Origin of the sequence: Pyxidicoccus caerfyrddinensis (genome assembly GCF_010894405.1) — a bacterium.
Taxonomy (GTDB): Bacteria; Myxococcota; Myxococcia; order Myxococcales; family Myxococcaceae; genus Myxococcus; species Myxococcus caerfyrddinensis.
This window is the reverse complement of the sequence record NZ_JAAIYA010000015.1, coordinates 6323-22995: the sequence shown is the minus strand read 5'-3', so window position 1 is coordinate 22995 and position 16673 is coordinate 6323. Positions and strand designations below refer to the sequence as shown.

The window sequence follows — 16673 nt, the reverse complement described above, 5'->3', positions numbered from 1 at the left end:
TCGCCCGGGAATCCGCGTCTTCATGGCAATTCAGTGGATGATCCAATGCCACTGGATTGCGCCTGCCTGCCCGTCGTCCCTGCGTGGCGACGGACAGAGGGGGCAAGTTCGAGACGGGTCGGCCTGTAGAGGTAGGCTCTCCCCTACGAGGGCTTCTCTGCTTACTCGACCTTTGACGAAAAACCGCACGAGGTTGCGGCCTGGCCACCGGCCCGGTTTCACCTCGCGCCTGGAGCGTTCCTCTTCCTCCCCGGTACGGACCGGCGGGAAGCAGGCACGCCAGGGCGAAAGCAGGTCCGTCTCGCCAGGCTCCCAGGAGCACGCCTAATCATGTCGCTGACCCCAGAACAGAAGCGCGCGCGGCTCGCGGAGCTGCTGCGCGACAAGAGCCGTCAGTCCCGTCGTGCGCCCGTGTCCTTCGCGCAAGAGCGGATGTGGTTTCAGGAGCGACTCAACCCGGGCAGCGCCGCCTTCAACGTCCCCATCTCCGTGCGCCTGTCCGGCGAGCTCAACGTCGACGCCCTCCGCCGTGCGCTCCAGGAGCTGGTGCAGCGCCACGAGGCCCTGCGCACCACCTTCGTGGAGCAGGACGGGCGCGTGGCCCAGCACATCGCCGCCTCCGTCGACGTCGCCCTGCCCGTGGTGGACGTGGCGGACGGCACTCCTCCGGAGCGGGAGGCCGAGGCGTGGCGCCACCTGCACCTCCAGGCGCAGCAACCCTTCGACGTGGAGAAGGGCCCGCTGCTGCGCACGGTGCTCTACCGCTGGGGCCCGAGCGAGCACCTGCTGCTGCTCGACGTGCACCACATCGTCTCCGACGGCTGGTCCCTGGGTGTGCTGGTGCGGGAGCTGGGCGCGCTCTACCCCGCGCTCGCCGCGGGCCAGCCTTCTCCGCTGCCCCCGCTGCGCATGCAGTACGCCGAGTTCTCCACCTGGCAGCGCGACTGGCTCAAGGGCGAGACGCTGGACGCGCAGCTTGCGTACTGGCGCCAGCAGCTCGACCCCAACGCCGTGCTGGAGCTGCCCACCGACAGGCCGCGCCCGTCCATCGCCAGCACGCGCGGTGCGCGCCTCACGGTGATGCTGCCCCCGGCGCTGCTCCAGTCGCTCAAGGAGCTGGCCCGGCGCGAGGGCCGCACCCTCTATCCCCTGCTGGTCGCCGCCTACCAGGTGCTGCTGTCGCGCTACAGCGGTCAGGACGACGTCGTCATCGGCACTCCGGTGGCGGGCCGCAACCGCTCCGAGCTCGAAGGCCTCATCGGCCTGTTCGTCAACACGCTGGCCCTGCGCACGGACCTGTCCGGCGACCCGACCTTCCTGGAGCTGATGACGCGGGTGCATGAGGCGTCGCTCGGCGCCTTCGCGCACCAGGACGTGCCCTTCGAGAAGCTGGTGGAGGCGCTCCAGCCCGAGCGCAGCCTGAGCACCTCGCCGCTGTTCCAGGTCAGCTTCACGCTGCAGAACGCGCCCCTGCCTCCGCTGCAGGTGCCCGGGCTGGTGCTGGAAGCGCAGCCGGTGGACAGCGGCACCAGCCAGGTGGACCTGTCGCTGCTGGCCACCGAGCTGCCCCAGGGCCTGCGCCTCGTCACGATGTACCGCACGGACCTCTTCGAGGAGTCCACGGTGCGCCGCCTGCTGGCGCACTTCCAGACGCTGCTGGAGTCCATCGCCGCGCACCCGGAAGCGCGCCTGTCCGAGCTGCCGCTGATGGACGACGTCGAGCGCCAGCGCATGCTGGTGGAGTGGAACGGTCAGCCCGTGCCCGTCCCCGACGGTGCCACCGTCCACGCGCGCTTCGAGGCCCAGGCCCGGAGCACCCCTGACGCCACCGCGCTCCTCCACGGCGACACCTCGCTCACGTTTGGCGAGCTGGACGGGCGCGCCAACCAGCTCGCGCATCACCTGCGCATGTTGGGCGTCGGTCCCGACACCCTCGTCGCGCTCCACCTGGAGCGCTCCGTCGACCTCGTCGTCGCCATGCTTGGTGTCCTCAAGGCCGGCGGCGCCTTCGTCCCCCTGGACCCGAGCTACCCCGCCGACCGGCTGGGCTACATGCTCACCGACTCCGCCGTCCCGGTCATCATCACCCTGGACCACCTCGCGGACGAGCTGCCTTCGCGCGGTGAGCAGCTCGTGCTGCTGGATGCGGATGCGTCGCAGCTCGCGCGGCAGCCCAGCACGCCGCCCGCGTCGGACGTGCTCGCGGACCACCTCGCCTACGTCATCTACACCTCCGGCTCCACCGGCCGCCCCAAGGGCGTGGCGGTGACTCACCGGGGCGTGCCCAACCTGGCGCAGGCCCAGTCGCGCGCCATGGGGATTGAACCGGGCACGCGCGTCCTCCAGTTCGCCTCCCCCAGCTTCGACGCCGCCGTCTCCGAGGTCTTCGTCACCCTCCTCTCCGGCGGCACGCTGTGCCTGCCGACGAGCGAGGAGCGGATGCCCGGTCCCACGCTGACGGCGATGCTGCGCACCCGTGAAATCCACGTGGCCACGCTGCCGCCCACCGCGCTCTCCGTCATGGAGCCCGAGGGCCTCGAAGGCCTGCGCACCGTCGTCTCCGCGGGCGAGGCCTGCTCCGCGGAGTTGGTGGCGAAGTGGGCCCCGGGGCGCCGCTTCATCAACGCCTACGGCCCCACCGAGGCCACCGTCTGCGCCTCCCTCGCCATCTGCGCACCCGATGGCCAGAAGCCCTCCATCGGCGGCCCGCTGGCCAACATGCGTCTCTACGTGCTGGACGCGCACCTGCACCCGGTGCCCACCGGCGTGCCCGGAGAGCTCTTCATCGGCGGCGTGGGCCTGGCGCGCGGCTACCTGCGCCGCCCGGAGCTGACCGCCGAGCGCTTCATCCCCGACGCCTTCAGTGGCGTGCCCGGCGAGCGCCTCTACCGCACGGGAGACCTCGTGCGCTGGAAGCCGGACGGCACGCTGGACTACCTGGGCCGCACCGACTTCCAGGTGAAGCTGCGCGGCTTCCGCATCGAGCTGGGCGAAATCGAAGCCGCGCTGCGTGCCCACCCGTCCGTCGAGGACGCCGTGGCCGTGGTGCGCAACGACGGCCCCTCCGGCGCGCGGCTCGTCGCCTACGTCGTGTCGCCCTACGAAGAGGACGAGGGCCCCGCGCCGGACGTCCAGGTGCTGCGCACCTTCCTCGCCGAGCGGCTGCCCGAGTACATGGTGCCCGCCGCCTTCGCCGTCCTGAAGGCCCTGCCGCTGACGCCCAACGGCAAGGTGGACCGCAAGGCCCTGCCCGCACCGGAGGCCCAGCAGCGCGACACCGCGACCTTCGAGGAGCCACGCACCACCGAGGAGAAGGCCCTGGCCACCGTCTGGGCCGAGCTGCTCGGCGTACCCCGCGTCGGGCTGCACGACAACTTCTTCGAGCTGGGAGGTGACTCCATCCTCTCCATCCAGCTCGTCGCCCGCGCGCGTCAGGCCGGCCTGCACCTGGCCGCCAACCACATCTTCCAGCACCAGACGCTGGAGGCGCTCGCACGCGTGGCGAAGCGCGAGGGCCACGTCCAGGCCGAGCAGGGCCTGGTGCGCGGCCCCGTGCCGCTCACGCCCATCCAGCGCGCCTTCTTCGAGCAGCCGCCCGCGCTGCCCCACCACTACAACCAGGCCGTCCTCCTCGCCGCGCGCGGGGAGGTGGACGTGCCCGCGCTGGAGAAGGCCCTCCAGGCGCTGGTGGCCCACCACGACTCGCTGCGCCTGCGCTTCACGCGCGGGGCGGACGGCGCGTGGCAGCAGGAGCTCGCTGGCGCCGAGGCACCCGTGCGCCTGACGCGCGTGGACCTGAGCGCCATCCCCGAGGCCGAGCAGGCCCAGGCGATGGAGGCCGAGGCCACGCGCCTCCAGGGAAGCCTGAACCTGGAGGAAGGGCTCCTTCTGCGCGCCGGCCTGTTCCAACCGGGTTCGAAGCGCGCGCCTCGATTGCTCCTGGCGGTGCATCACCTGGCGGTGGACGGCGTCTCCTGGCGCACGCTGCTGGAGGACCTGGCCACGGCCTACGCGCAGCTCCAGCGCGGCCAGCCGGTGGCGCTGCCGCCCAAGTCCACCTCCTTCAAGGCGTGGGCGGAGAAGCTGCACACCTTCGCCCGCTCCGAGGAGCTGGCGCGCGAGCTGCCCTACTGGGTGGAGCAGGGCCGCGCCCAGGTGCCCGCGCTCCCCGTCGACATGGCGGGCGCGGCGAACACGCTGGCCTCCGCGCGCGTGGTGCAGGTGTCGCTGGACGCGGAGGAGACGCGCCTGCTGTTGCAGGAGACGCCGGCCGCCTGGCGCGCGCACATCAACGACGTGCTGCTGGCGGCACTGGCCGACAGCCTGACGCGGTGGACGGGCCAGCCCCGGCTGCGCGTGGAGCTGGAAGGCCACGGCCGTGAGGCCCTCTTCGAGGACGTGGACCTGTCGCGCACCGTGGGCTGGTTCACCGCCACGTACCCGGTGGTGCTGGATGTCTCCGGTGCCTCCACGCTGGGAGACCGGCTGCGCGCGGTGCGCGACTCGCTGCGACGGCTGCCCCGGCGCGGCGTCGGCCATGGGCTGCTGCGCCACCTCGCGGGCGAGGCGCAGGCGCGTGCGCTGAAGGAGGCGCCTCGCGCGCAGGTGCTGTTCAACTACCTGGGCCAGTTCGACCAGGTGGGCGGCACGCAGGGCGCGGCGCTGCCCTTCGCCCCGACGCGCGAGCCCACCGGCGCGCTGTGGAGCCCCCAGGGCGAGCGCGGCCACCTGCTGGAGGTCAACGGCTACGTCTTCGAGGGGCGGCTCACGCTGGGCTGGACGTACAGCGAGGCCGTGCACCGCCAGGAGACCGTCCAGGCCCTGGCCGCGCAGTGCCTCCTCGCGCTGCGGGAACTCATCTCCACCCGCACGTCCGCGGACGCGCGCCGGTATACGCCGACCGACTTCCCGCTGGCGAAGCTGGACCAGGCCACGCTGGACCGCGCGCTGCCCGCCGGCCTGGCGGTGGAGGACCTCTACCCGCTGTCGCCACTGCAGCAGGGCATGCTCTTCCACACGCTCGCGGAGCCGGCGTCGGGCGTCTACATCTCGCACCTGGCATGGACGTTCACCGGCACGGTGGACCTCGGCATCTTCCGGCGTGCGCTGGACGCCGTGGCCGAGCGCCACGCGCCCCTGCGCACCTCGTTCCTCTGGAGCGGGCTGGACGAGCCCATGCAGGTCGTGCACCCGGGCGGCGGCATCCCCTGGGAGGAGCAGGACTGGCGCGGCATGCCCGAGGCCGAGCAGCGCGCCCGCTTCGACGCGCTGATGGCCGAGATCAGCCGCCGCGGCTTCGACCCGCGCCAGGCGCCGCTGACGCGCGTGACGGTGGTGCGCCTGGAGGACAGCGCGCACCGGGTCCTCTGGACGCATCACCACCTGCTGCTGGATGGGTGGAGCCTGGGCGCCGTCCTGCAGGAGCTGTTCGGCGCCTACGACGACCTGCGCGCGGGCCGCACCCCGCCGAAGGGCTCGCCGCTGCCCTTCCGCGACTACATCGCCTGGATCCAGCGCCAGCCCATGGAGCGCACGGAGGCGTTCTGGCGCCAGGCGCTGCGCGGCTTCACCGCCCCCACGCCGCTGCCGGGCCTGCTGCCCGAGAAGCCCGGCGCCACGCACACCCGCCAGTTGCTGCGCACGCTGCTGTCCACCGAGCTGACCGCGGCGCTCCAGGCCTTCGCCCGCCAGCACCAGCTCACGCCCAACGCGGTGGTGCAGGCCGCCTGGGCGGTGGCGCTGGCGCGTCACACGGGTGAGAGCGACGTCGTCTACGGCGCCACCGTCTCGGGCCGCTCGGCGGAGCTGCCGGGCATCGACCGCGCGGTGGGCCTGTTCATCAACTCGCTGCCCGTGCGCGTCCGCGTGGACGAGGACACGCGCATCCTGCCGTGGATGAAGGCGCTCCACACGCAGCTCGCGGAGCAGCGCGACCACGAGCACTCTTCACTGGTGCGCGTGCAGGGCTGGAGCGAAGTGCCTCGCGGCACCCCGCTGTTCCAGTCGCTGTTCGTGTTCGAGAACTACCCCGTCGACGCCGCCGTGAAGTCGGCCCGCGCCGACCTGGGCCTCCGGGATGTCGTCTCGCAGGAGATGGCGGAGATGCCGCTGGGGGCCATCATCCTGCCGGGCACGCGGATGGAGCTGCGCCTGTCGCTCGACATGTCGCGCTTCGAGGTGCCGCCCCTGGAGGCGCTGCTGAAGCACTGGGCCGTCGCCCTGGAGGCGCTGGTGGCCCGGCCCGACAGCCGGCTGGGCGACGTGTCCCTCCTGTCCGAGGAGGAGCGGCGCCAGCTGTTGGTGGAGTGGAACGGCCAGCCCGTGCCCTTCCCCGACGGTGCCACCGTCCACGCACGCTTCGAGGCCCAGGCCCGCACGACGCCCGACGCCATGGCGGTCCTCCACGGCGACACCTCGCTCACGTTTGGCGAGCTGGACGGACGCGCCAACCAGCTCGCGCATCACCTGCGCATGCTGGGCGTGGGCCCCGACACCCTCATCGCGCTCCACCTGGAGCGCTCCGTCGACCTCGTCGTCGCCATGCTCGGCGTCCTCAAGGCCGGCGGCGCCTTCGTCCCCCTGGACCCGAGCTACCCCGCCGACCGGCTGGGCTACATGCTCACCGACTCCGCCGTCCCGGTCATCATCACCCTGGACCACCTCGCGGACGAGCTGCCCTCGCGCGGTGAGCAACTCGTGCTGCTGGACGCGGATGCGCGCCACCTCGAGCGGCAGCCGCGCACGCCGCCTGCTTCGGGCGTGCTGGCCGAGCACCTCGCCTACGTCATCTACACCTCCGGCAGCACTGGGCGCCCCAAGGGCGTGGCGGTGACTCACCGGGGCGTGCCCAACCTCGCTCAAGCCCAGTCACGCGCCCTGGGGATTGAGCCGGGCACGCGCGTCCTCCAGTTCGCCTCCCCCAGCTTCGACGCCGCCGTCTGGGAGGTCTTCGGCACGCTGCTCTCGGGAGGCACGCTGTGCCTGCCGACGAACGAGGAGCGCATGCCCGGGCCCGCGCTGACGGCGATGCTGCGCACCCGTCAAGTCAACGTCGCCACGCTGCCGCCCACCGCGCTCTCCGTCATGGAGCCCGAGGGCCTCGAAGACCTGCGCACCCTCGTCTCCGCGGGCGAGGCCTGCTCCGCGGAGCTGGTGGCGAAGTGGGCCCCAGGGCGCCGCTTCATCAACGCCTATGGCCCCACCGAGGCCACCGTCTGCGCCTCCCTCGCCATCTGCGCGCCCGATGGCCAGAAGCCCTCCATCGGCGGGCCCCTGGCCAACATGCGCCTCTACGTACTGGACGCGCACCTGCGCCCGGTGCCCACCGGCGTGCCCGGAGAGCTCTTCATCGGCGGCGTGGGCCTGGCGCGCGGCTACCTGCGCCGCCCGGAGCTGACCGCCGAGCGCTTCATCCCCGACGCCTTCAGTGGCGTGCCCGGCGAGCGCCTCTACCGCACGGGAGACCTCGTGCGCTGGAAGTCCGACGGCACGCTGGATTACCTGGGCCGCACCGACTTCCAGGTGAAGCTGCGCGGCTTCCGCATCGAGCTGGGCGAAGTCGAAGCCGCGCTGCGTGCCCACCCGTCCGTCGAGGACGCCGTGGCCGTGGTGCGCAACGACGGCCCCTCCGGCGCGCGGCTCGTCGCCTACGTCGTCGCCCCGTCCGAAGCGCCGGACGTCCAGGTGCTGCGCACGTTCCTCGCCGAGCGGCTGCCGGAGTACATGGTGCCGTCGGCATACGCGGTGCTGGACACGCTGCCCCTGACTCCCAGCGGCAAGGTGGACCGCAAGGCCCTGCCCGCCCCCGAGGCCCAGCAGCGCGACGCCAATGCCTTCGAGGCACCGCGCACGCCGCTGGAGGAGAAGGTGGCGGAGGCCTTCGCCCACGTGCTGGGCCTGGAGCGAGTGGGCGCCAACGACGACTTCTTCATCCTGGGCGGACACTCACTGCTGGCCACCCGCGTGGCCTCGCACCTGAACGCGTCACTGGGCGTGGAGCTGTCGCTGCGGACCCTGTTCGAGGCGTCCACGGTCTCCGCGCTCGCCGCCCACCTCGCCGATGCGCCCGCGTCCGGTCCGGAGCGGCACATCCCGGCCATCGTCCCGGTGCCACGCACCGGCGCGCTCCCGCTGTCCTTCGCGCAGCAGCGCCTGTGGCTCATCGACCAGCTCGAGCCCGGCAGCTCCGCGTACAACATGCCGTCCTTCGTGCGCCTGGAGGGCTCGCTCGACGAGAGCTCCCTGCGCCATGCCCTGGACGCGCTGGTCCAACGGCACGAAGCGCTGCGCACGCACTTCACGCAGGAGCAGGGCGAGCCCCTCCAGGTCATCAGCCCCCAGGTCCAGCTGCCGCTGGACATGGTGGACCTGAGCGCACTGGAGCCCGAGGCCGCCCGCGTGGAGCTGGAACGGCACCTCCGCGAGGAGATGCAGCGCCCGTTCACCCTCACCACGGGCCCGCTGCTGCGCGCGCGCCTGCTGAAGCTGGGCGCCACCGAGCACGTGCTGTCGCTCAACATGCACCACATCGTCTCGGACGGTTGGTCCATGGCCGTGCTGGTGCGTGAGGTCGCAGCGCTCTACGAGGCCTTCTCGCAGGGCCAGCCAGCGCCCCTGCCGCCCATGCCCGTCCAGTACGCGGACTACGCCGTCTGGCAGCGCCAGTGGCTCCAGGGCGCGGTGCTGGAGGAGCAGCTCGCCTTCTGGAAGCAGCAGCTCTCCGGCGCGTCCACGCTGGAGCTGGTCACGGACAAGCCGCGTCCGCCCGTGCAGACCTTCCGTGGCGCCTACGTGCCCGTCGTGCTGTCGCGCGCGACGTCCGAGAAGCTCGACACGCTCTGCCTGCGCGAGGGGCTCACACCCTTCATGCTGCTGATGGCGTCCTTCCAGGTGCTGCTCTCCCGGCACTCGGGCCAGCAGGACATCTCCGTCGGCTCGCCCATCGCGGGACGCCAGCGCGGGGAGCTGGAAGGGCTCATCGGCTTCTTCGTCAACACCCTGGTGCTCCGCGCCCGGGTGGATGGGAAGTCCTCGTTCCTCCAGCTGCTGCGGCAGGTGAAGGAAGCGGCCCTGGGCGCCTATGCCCATCAAGAGGTGCCCTTCGAGCGACTGGTGGAGATGCTCCAGCCCACGAGGGACTTGAGCCGCGCGCCGCTGTTCCAGGCGCTCTTCGCGCTCCAGAACGCGCCCATGCCCTCGCTCCAGGCGCCGGGCCTGGAGATGAAGCCGCTGGTGGTGCCGAACCCCACCATCAAGTTCGAGGTGGAGCTCAACCTCGCCGAGTCCGTGGATGGCTACCAGGGCACGCTCGGCTACAACACCGACCTGTTCGAGAGCGCCACCGCCGAGCGCATGGCGGGGCACTTCCAGGCGCTGGTGGAGGCGCTCGTCTCCAGGCCGGAAGCATCCCTCGGCTCGTTCTCCCTGCTGTCCGAGTCGGAGCGGCGGCAGGTGCTGGTGGAGTGGAACGCCACCGCCACCGACTACCCGCGCGCCTCCACCCTGCCCGAGGTCTTCTCGCAGGTCGTGGCGCGGCATGGCGACAAGGTCGCCGTCGAGTTCGGTGACGAGAAGCTCACCTACCGCCAGCTCGATGCGCGTGCGAACCAGCTTGCGTGGCATCTGCGCGGCCTGGGCGTCTCCACCGACTCGCGCGTGGCGATTGCGCTGGAGCGCTCGCTGGAGCTGATTGTCTCCCTCGTCGCCATCCTCAAGGCCGGTGGCGCCTACGTCCCGTTGGACCCGTCGTCCCCACGTGAGCGCCTCGCCGCCATGGTGGAGGACGCCCGTCCCGGCGTCCTCGTCACCTCGCGCGAGCTGCTGGCGAAGCTGCCCGCCGAAGGCCTGTCCACCGTCGTGCTGGGTGACGTGTCCCTGGAGGCGCAGCCCACGTCCGCCCTTCCCGTGGCCGCACTACCTCAGAGCCTCGCGTACATCGACTTCACCTCGGGTTCCACCGGTCGGCCCAAGGGCGTCGGCACTCCTCAGGCCGCCGTGCTGCGCACCGTCTTCGGCAACGACTACGCGCACCTCGGCCCGGATGAGACGTTCCTCCTCATCGCGCCGGTTTCGTTCGATGCGTCCACCCTGGAGTTGTGGGGCCCGCTGCTCCATGGCGCGCGGCTCGTCGTCTTCCCGCCCCACTCGCCCTCCGACCTGAAGGAATTGGAGTCGGTGCTGACGAAGCACGGCGTGACGACGCTGCACCTCACCGCCGGCCTCTTCACCCAGGTGGTGGACAACAACCTCGCCGCGCTTCGTGGGGTGAAGCAGCTGCTCACCGGTGGTGACGTGGTGAGCGCGCCTCACGTGCGCCGCGTCCTCGAAGAGCTGCGCATCCCCGTCACCGCCTGCTACGGCCCTACCGAGAGCACGCTCTTCGCCTCCACCCACCGGATGACTTCGGTGGAGCACGTCGGCGCGTCCGTGCCCATTGGCCGTCCCATCGGCAATACGCAGGTGTACCTGCTGGAGGCCTTCGGTCAGCCCGTGCCGGTCGGCGTCGTGGGTGAGCTGTTCATCGGCGGCGACGGCGTGGCCCGGGGCTATGTGGAGCAGCCCGCCCTCACCGCCGAGCGTTTCGTCCCCGACGCCTTCTCCGGCGTCCCGGGTGCCCGCCTGTACCGCACGGGCGACCTCGCCCGCTGGCGGGGTGACGGCGTGCTGGAGTTCCTCGGCCGCGCGGATGCGCAGGTCAAGGTGCGCGGCTACCGCATCGAGCTCGCCGAAGTCGAAGCCGCCCTGCTCGCCTTCCCGGACGTCGCGCAGGCCGTGGCCCTGGTGCGCGAGGACGTGCCCGGCGACAAGCGCCTCGTCGGCTACGTCGCCGCTCCCGAGTCGCTCGACGTGTCCGCCCTGCGCGCCGCCCTCAAGCAGCGGCTGCCCGAGTACATGGTGCCCTCCGCCCTCGTGCGGCTGGACACGCTGCCCCTCACCACCAACGCCAAGGTGGACCGCAAGGCCCTGCCCGCCCCCGACTCCGCCCTGCTGTCGTCCGCCGCGGCGTACGTCGCCCCGCGCACTCCCACCGAGGAGCTGCTCGCGGGCATCTTCACCCAGGTGCTCGGCGTGACGCGCGTCGGTGCCGCCGACAACTTCTTCGAGCTGGGCGGCCACTCGCTGCTCGCCACGCGGGCCGTCTCCCGCATCCGCGCGGCCTTCAACGTGGACCTCGCCCTGCGCGACCTGTTCCAGGCGCCCACCGTCTCCGCCCTCGCCGAGCGCATCGACGCGGCCGTGCGCACCGGACAGACGGGCGTGGCCCCACCCATCGAGCGCGTGCCGCGCACGCAGAAGCTGCCCCTCTCCTTCACCCAGCAGCGCCTGTGGTTCCTGGACCAACTGGAGCCCGGCAGCCCGGCCTACAACATGCCGGTCGTGCTGGAGCTGTCCGGTGAGCTCGACGTCGACGCCCTGCGCGAGAGCCTCTCCACGCTCGTGCGCCGGCACGAGGCCCTGCGCACCACGTTCCACGCGGACGCCGAAGGCCCCGTCCAGCGCATCTCCGAGCCCGCGCCGCTGGCCCTGCCCATCATCGACCTGAGCACCCTCCCGCCCGAGCAGCGCCGGGAGGAGACACGGCGGCGCGTCACCCAGGACGCGATGCGCCCGTTCGACCTGGCCGCGGGCCCCATCATGCGCGCCATGCTGCTGAAGCTGGACGCGCGCGAGCACGTGCTCCAGCTCAACATCCACCACATCGTCTCGGACGGCTGGTCCATGACGGTGCTGGTGCGCGAGCTGACCGCGCTCTACCCGGCCCTCGCCTCGGGCCACTCCTCGCCGCTGGCCGAGCTGCCGCTCCAGTACGCGGACTACGCGGCGTGGCAGCGCAGGTGGCTGGACGACGCGGAGCTGGAGAAGCAGCTCACCTGGTGGCGCCGCCAGCTCGACGGCGCGCCGCAAGACTTGGAGCTGCCCACCGACAGGCCGCGCGTGCACCACCCAGCGCCGCCGGGCGCGCTGCTGAACATGCGGCTCCCCAGCGAGCTGGCCGAGGCCGTGGAGGCCCTCTGCACTCGCGAGGGCATCACGCCGTTCATGTTCTTCCTGGCCGCCTTCCAGGTGCTGCTGTCGCGCTACTCCGGCCAGGACGACATCTCCGTCGGCACGCCGGTGGCGGGCCGCAACCGCGCCGAGCTCGAGGGGCTCGTCGGCTTCTTCCTCAACACGCTGGTGATGCGGACCCGCCTGGACGGCGAGCCCACCGTGCGCGAGCTGCTCGGGCGTGCGCGGGAGACAGCGCTGGGCGCCTACGCGCACCAGCACGTCCCCTTCGAGCAGCTCCAGCCGATGCGCGACCTACGCCAGGCGCCGATGTTCCGGGTGATGCTGCTCCTGCAGAACCTCCCTGAGTCGGAGCTGGCGCTGCCGGGGTTGAGCGTGCGGCTCGCCGTCCCCGAGCGGCGCATCGCCAAGTTCGACCTGTCGCTGTCCCTGACACGCACGAAGGACGGCTTCCTGGGTGAGCTGGAGTACGCCACCGAGCTGTTCGACGCGTCCACCGCCGAGCGCATCGCCCGGCACCTGCGCACACTCGTGGAGGCCATGGTCCGCGACACGAGCCGTCCCGTGTCCGGGCTGTCCATGCTCTCCGGCGAGGAGCGTCAGCGCATCCTCGGGGACTGGAGCGCCAACCCCGCACCCTTCCCGGACGTGTGCCTGCACTCGCTCTTCGAGGAACAGGTGCGCCGCGCGCCGGACGCGCTCGCCGCCTCCTTCGAGGGACAGCACCTCACCTACGCGCAGCTCGACGCGAAGGCCAACCAGCTCGCGCACGCGCTGCGCCGCCAGGGCGTCGGGCCCGAGGTGCGCGTGGCGCTCAGCGTGGAGCGCTCGCTGGACATCGTCGTGGGCCTGTTCGGCATCCTCAAGGCCGGCGGCGCGTGGGTGCCCGTGGACCCGATGCTGCCGCGCGAGCGCCTGGCCTTCATGCTGGAGGACAGCGGCGCGGCGATGCTGGTGACGCAGGCGCCGCTGCTGGAGCGCTTCCCGGCGTCGGCCCACGCTCGCGCGCTCTGCCTGGACTCCGGGCGGGAGGCGCTGTCACGTGAGAGCACCGAGGCACCGGTGACGGGCGTGGCCCCGTACCACCTGGCCTACCTGCTCTACACCTCCGGCAGCACCGGCACGCCCAAGGGCACCGCCGTGGAGCACCGCGGCGTCACCAACCTCGTCACGCAGGAGAAGGGCGTCTACGAGATTGGCCCGGGCAGCCGCGTGTTGCAGTTCGCCAGCCTCTCCTTCGACCTGTCGGTGGAGGAGATCTTCACCACGCTGTGCTCCGGAGGCGCGCTGGTGCTGGCGCCGATGGAGAAGCTGATGCCGGGCGCGCCGCTGCAGAAGCTGATGCGCGACGAGGCGCTCACCGTCATCAGCGTCACCCCGGCCGCGCTGGCGGCCACGCCCGCCGAGGGCTACCCCGCCCTGCGCACCGTCATCTCCGGCGGTGAGGCCGTCTCCGCCGAGGTGGTGGGCCGTTGGGCGCCGGGCCGCACGTTCCACAACGGCTACGGCCCCACGGAGACCACGGTGGTGGCCACCCTGGCCATCTGCAAGCCGGACGGGAGCGTGCCCTCCATCGGCCGCCCCATGGGCAACATGCGCACGTACGTGCTGGACGTGCGCGGCGAGCCCGTGCCCGTGGGCGTGAAGGGAGAGCTGTACGTGGGAGGCGTGGGCGTGGCGCGCGGCTACGCGGGCCGCCCGGGCCTCACCGCCGACCGCTTCCTGCCGGACGCCTGGTCCGGAGTGCCCGGCGCCCGGATGTACCGCACCGGCGACGTGGTGCGCTGGCGCGAGGACGGGACGCTGGACTACCTCGGCCGCGCGGACGCGCAGGTGAAGGTGCGCGGCTTCCGCATCGAGCTGGGCGAGGTGGAGTCCGCGCTGGCGAAGCTGCCCGCGGTGCGCGAGGCCGTCGTCGTGGCCCGCGAGGACGGCCCGGGCGGCAAGCGGCTGGTGGGCTACGTCGTCGCGCACGAGGGCTTCCAGACGGACAGCGCCGCGCTGCGCGCCGCCCTGAAGGAGACGCTGCCCGAGTACATGGTGCCCTCGGCCGTGGTGGTGCTGGACGCCATGCCGCTCACCTCCAACGGCAAGGTGGACCGGAGGGCCCTGCCCGCGCCGGACCTCGCCGCCACCGGTGGGCGTCCGGACTTCGTCGCCCCGCGCACGGAGACGGAGGCGTTGCTGGCCGGAATCTGGAGCGCCGTGCTCGGCGTGGAGCCGGTGGGCCTGTCCGACAACTTCTTCGAGCTCGGCGGACACTCCCTGCTGGCCACCCAGGCCATCAGCCGCATGCGCGCCGCGTTCAACGTGGAGCTGCCGCTGCGGGACTTGTTCGACGCCGCGACGTTGGCCGAGCTGGCGGTGCGGGTGGACCGGGCGGTGCAGGCCGGCCACGGTCAGCAGGTGCCGCCGCTGGTTCCCGTGCCGCGCACGGGCGACCTGCCGGCGTCGCTGGCGCAGCAGCGCCTGTGGTTCCTGGATCAGCTCGACCCGGACAGCCCGCTGTACAACCTGCCGTTCGCCCTGGTCCTGGAGGGCGCGGTGGACGTGGGCGCCCTGGAGCGCGCCCTGACGGAGCTGGTGCGCCGCCAGGAGGCGCTGCGCACCACCTTCCGCGAGGCCCCGGAGGGGCCCGTGCAAGTCGTCCAGCCCACCATGCCCGTGCCGGTGCCGGTGGTGGACCTGACCTCGGTGCCCGAGGACCAGCGCCGGCAGCAGGCGCGGCTGCGCGTGCGTGAGGAGGCGCTGCGCCCCTTCAGCCTGTCGCGCGGCCCGCTGCTGCGCTCGGCGTTGCTGAAGCTCTCCGAGCGCGAGCACGTGCTGGTCTTCATCGTGCACCACATCGTCTCCGACGGCTGGTCCATGGGCGTCATGGTGCGGGAGCTGGCCGCGCTCTACGTGGCCTTCTCCGGAGGCCAGCCCTCGCCGCTGCCGGAGCTACCGGTGCAGTACGCGGACTTCGCCGCGTGGCAGCGCGGGTGGCTGCGGGATGAGGTGCTGGAGGAGCAGCTCGGCTGGTGGCGCAAGCAGCTCACCGACGTGCCCCGGACGCTGGAGCTGCCCACGGACCGGCCCCGGCCGGCGGTGCAGACGTCGCGCGGTGCTTCGACGATGGTGCGGCTGCCGGTACAGCAAGCCGAGGCGCTGGAGGCGCTCTGCCGCCGCGAGGGCGTGACGCCGTTCATGGCGCTGCTCGGTGCGTTCCAGCTCCTGATGGCCCGCTACTCGGGCCAGTCGGAAGTCCTGGTCGGCTCCGTGGTGGCCGGACGGGACCGGAGCGAGCTGGAGTCGCTCGTCGGCTTCTTCGTCAACACGCTGCCCCTGCGGGCACGCCTCAGCCCCTCGGAGAGCTACCGCTCGCTGCTGGCGCAGGTGCGTGACACGACGCTTGGCGCCTTCGCTCACCAGTCCGTGCCCTTCGAGCGCCTGGTGGAGGCGCTCCGGGTGGAGCGGAACCTGAGCCGCCCGCCGCTGGTGCAGGTGATGTTCGTGCTCCAGAACGCGCCCATGCCGACGCTGCGGCTGCCGGGCCTGTTCCTGAGCGCGATGCCGGTGGAGGACAAGCCGGTCAAGTTCGAGCTGGAGCTGAACCTGTTCCGCACGGCCGACGGCTACGGGGGACCGCTCGAATACAACGCGGACCTGTTCGACCCCGCCACCGCCGAGCGCATGGCGGAGCATTTCCGCGCGCTCGTGGAGTCGCTGGTGGCTCGCCCCGAGGCCTCCCTGGACTCCGTGTCCATGCTGGCCGACACGGAGCGGAAGCAGGTGCTGGTGGAGTGGAATGCCACCGCCACCGACTACCCGCGCGCCTCCACCCTGCCCGAGGTCTTCTCGCAGGTCGTGGCCCGGCATGGCGACAAGGTCGCCGTCGAGTTCGGTGACGAGAAGCTCACCTACCGCCAGCTCGATACTCGTGCCAACCAGCTTGCGTGGCATCTGCGCGGCCTGGGCGTTTCCACCGACTCGCGCGTGGCGATTGCGCTGGAGCGCTCGCTGGAGCTGATTGTCTCCCTCGTCGCCATCCTCAAGGCCGGTGGCGCCTACGTCCCCTTGGACCCGTCGTACCCGCGTGAGCGCCTCGCTGCCATGGTGGAGGACGCACGTCCCGGCGTCCTCGTCACCTCGCGCGAGCTGCTGGCGAAGCTGCCCGCCGAAGGCCTGTCCACCGTCGTGCTGGGGGACGTGTCCCTGGAGGGCCAGCCCACGTCGGCCCTTCCCGTGGCCGCGCTGCCCCAGAGCCTCGCGTACATCGACTTCACCTCGGGTTCCACCGGTCGGCCCAAGGGCGTCGGCACTCCTCAAGCTGCCGTGCTGCGCACCGTCTTCGGCAACGACTACGCGCACCTCGGGCCAGATGAGACGTTCCTCCTCATCGCACCCGTCTCCTTCGACGCCTCCACCCTGGAGCTGTGGGGCTCGCTGCTCCATGGCGCGCGGCTCGTCGTCTTCCCGCCCCACTCGCCCTCCGACTTGAAGGAGCTGGAGGCCGTCCTCACGAAGCACGGCGTGACGACGCTGCACCTCACCGCCGGCCTCTTCACCCAGGTGGTGGACAACAACCTCGCCGCGCTTCGTGGGGTGAAGCAGCTGCTCACCGGTGGTGACGTGGTGAGCGCGCCTCACGTGCGCCGCGTCCTCGAAGAGCTGCGCATCCCCGTCAC

General features: G+C 72.0%; 1 protein-coding gene. It reads left to right on the top strand.

The annotated features are described in order from the left end of the window. Positions 1 to 330: 330 nt before the first annotated feature. The coding region (locus G4D86_RS31765) for a non-ribosomal peptide synthase/polyketide synthase (RefSeq protein WP_163997839.1) at positions 331 to 16673 on the top strand (16343 nt) is incomplete at its 3' end.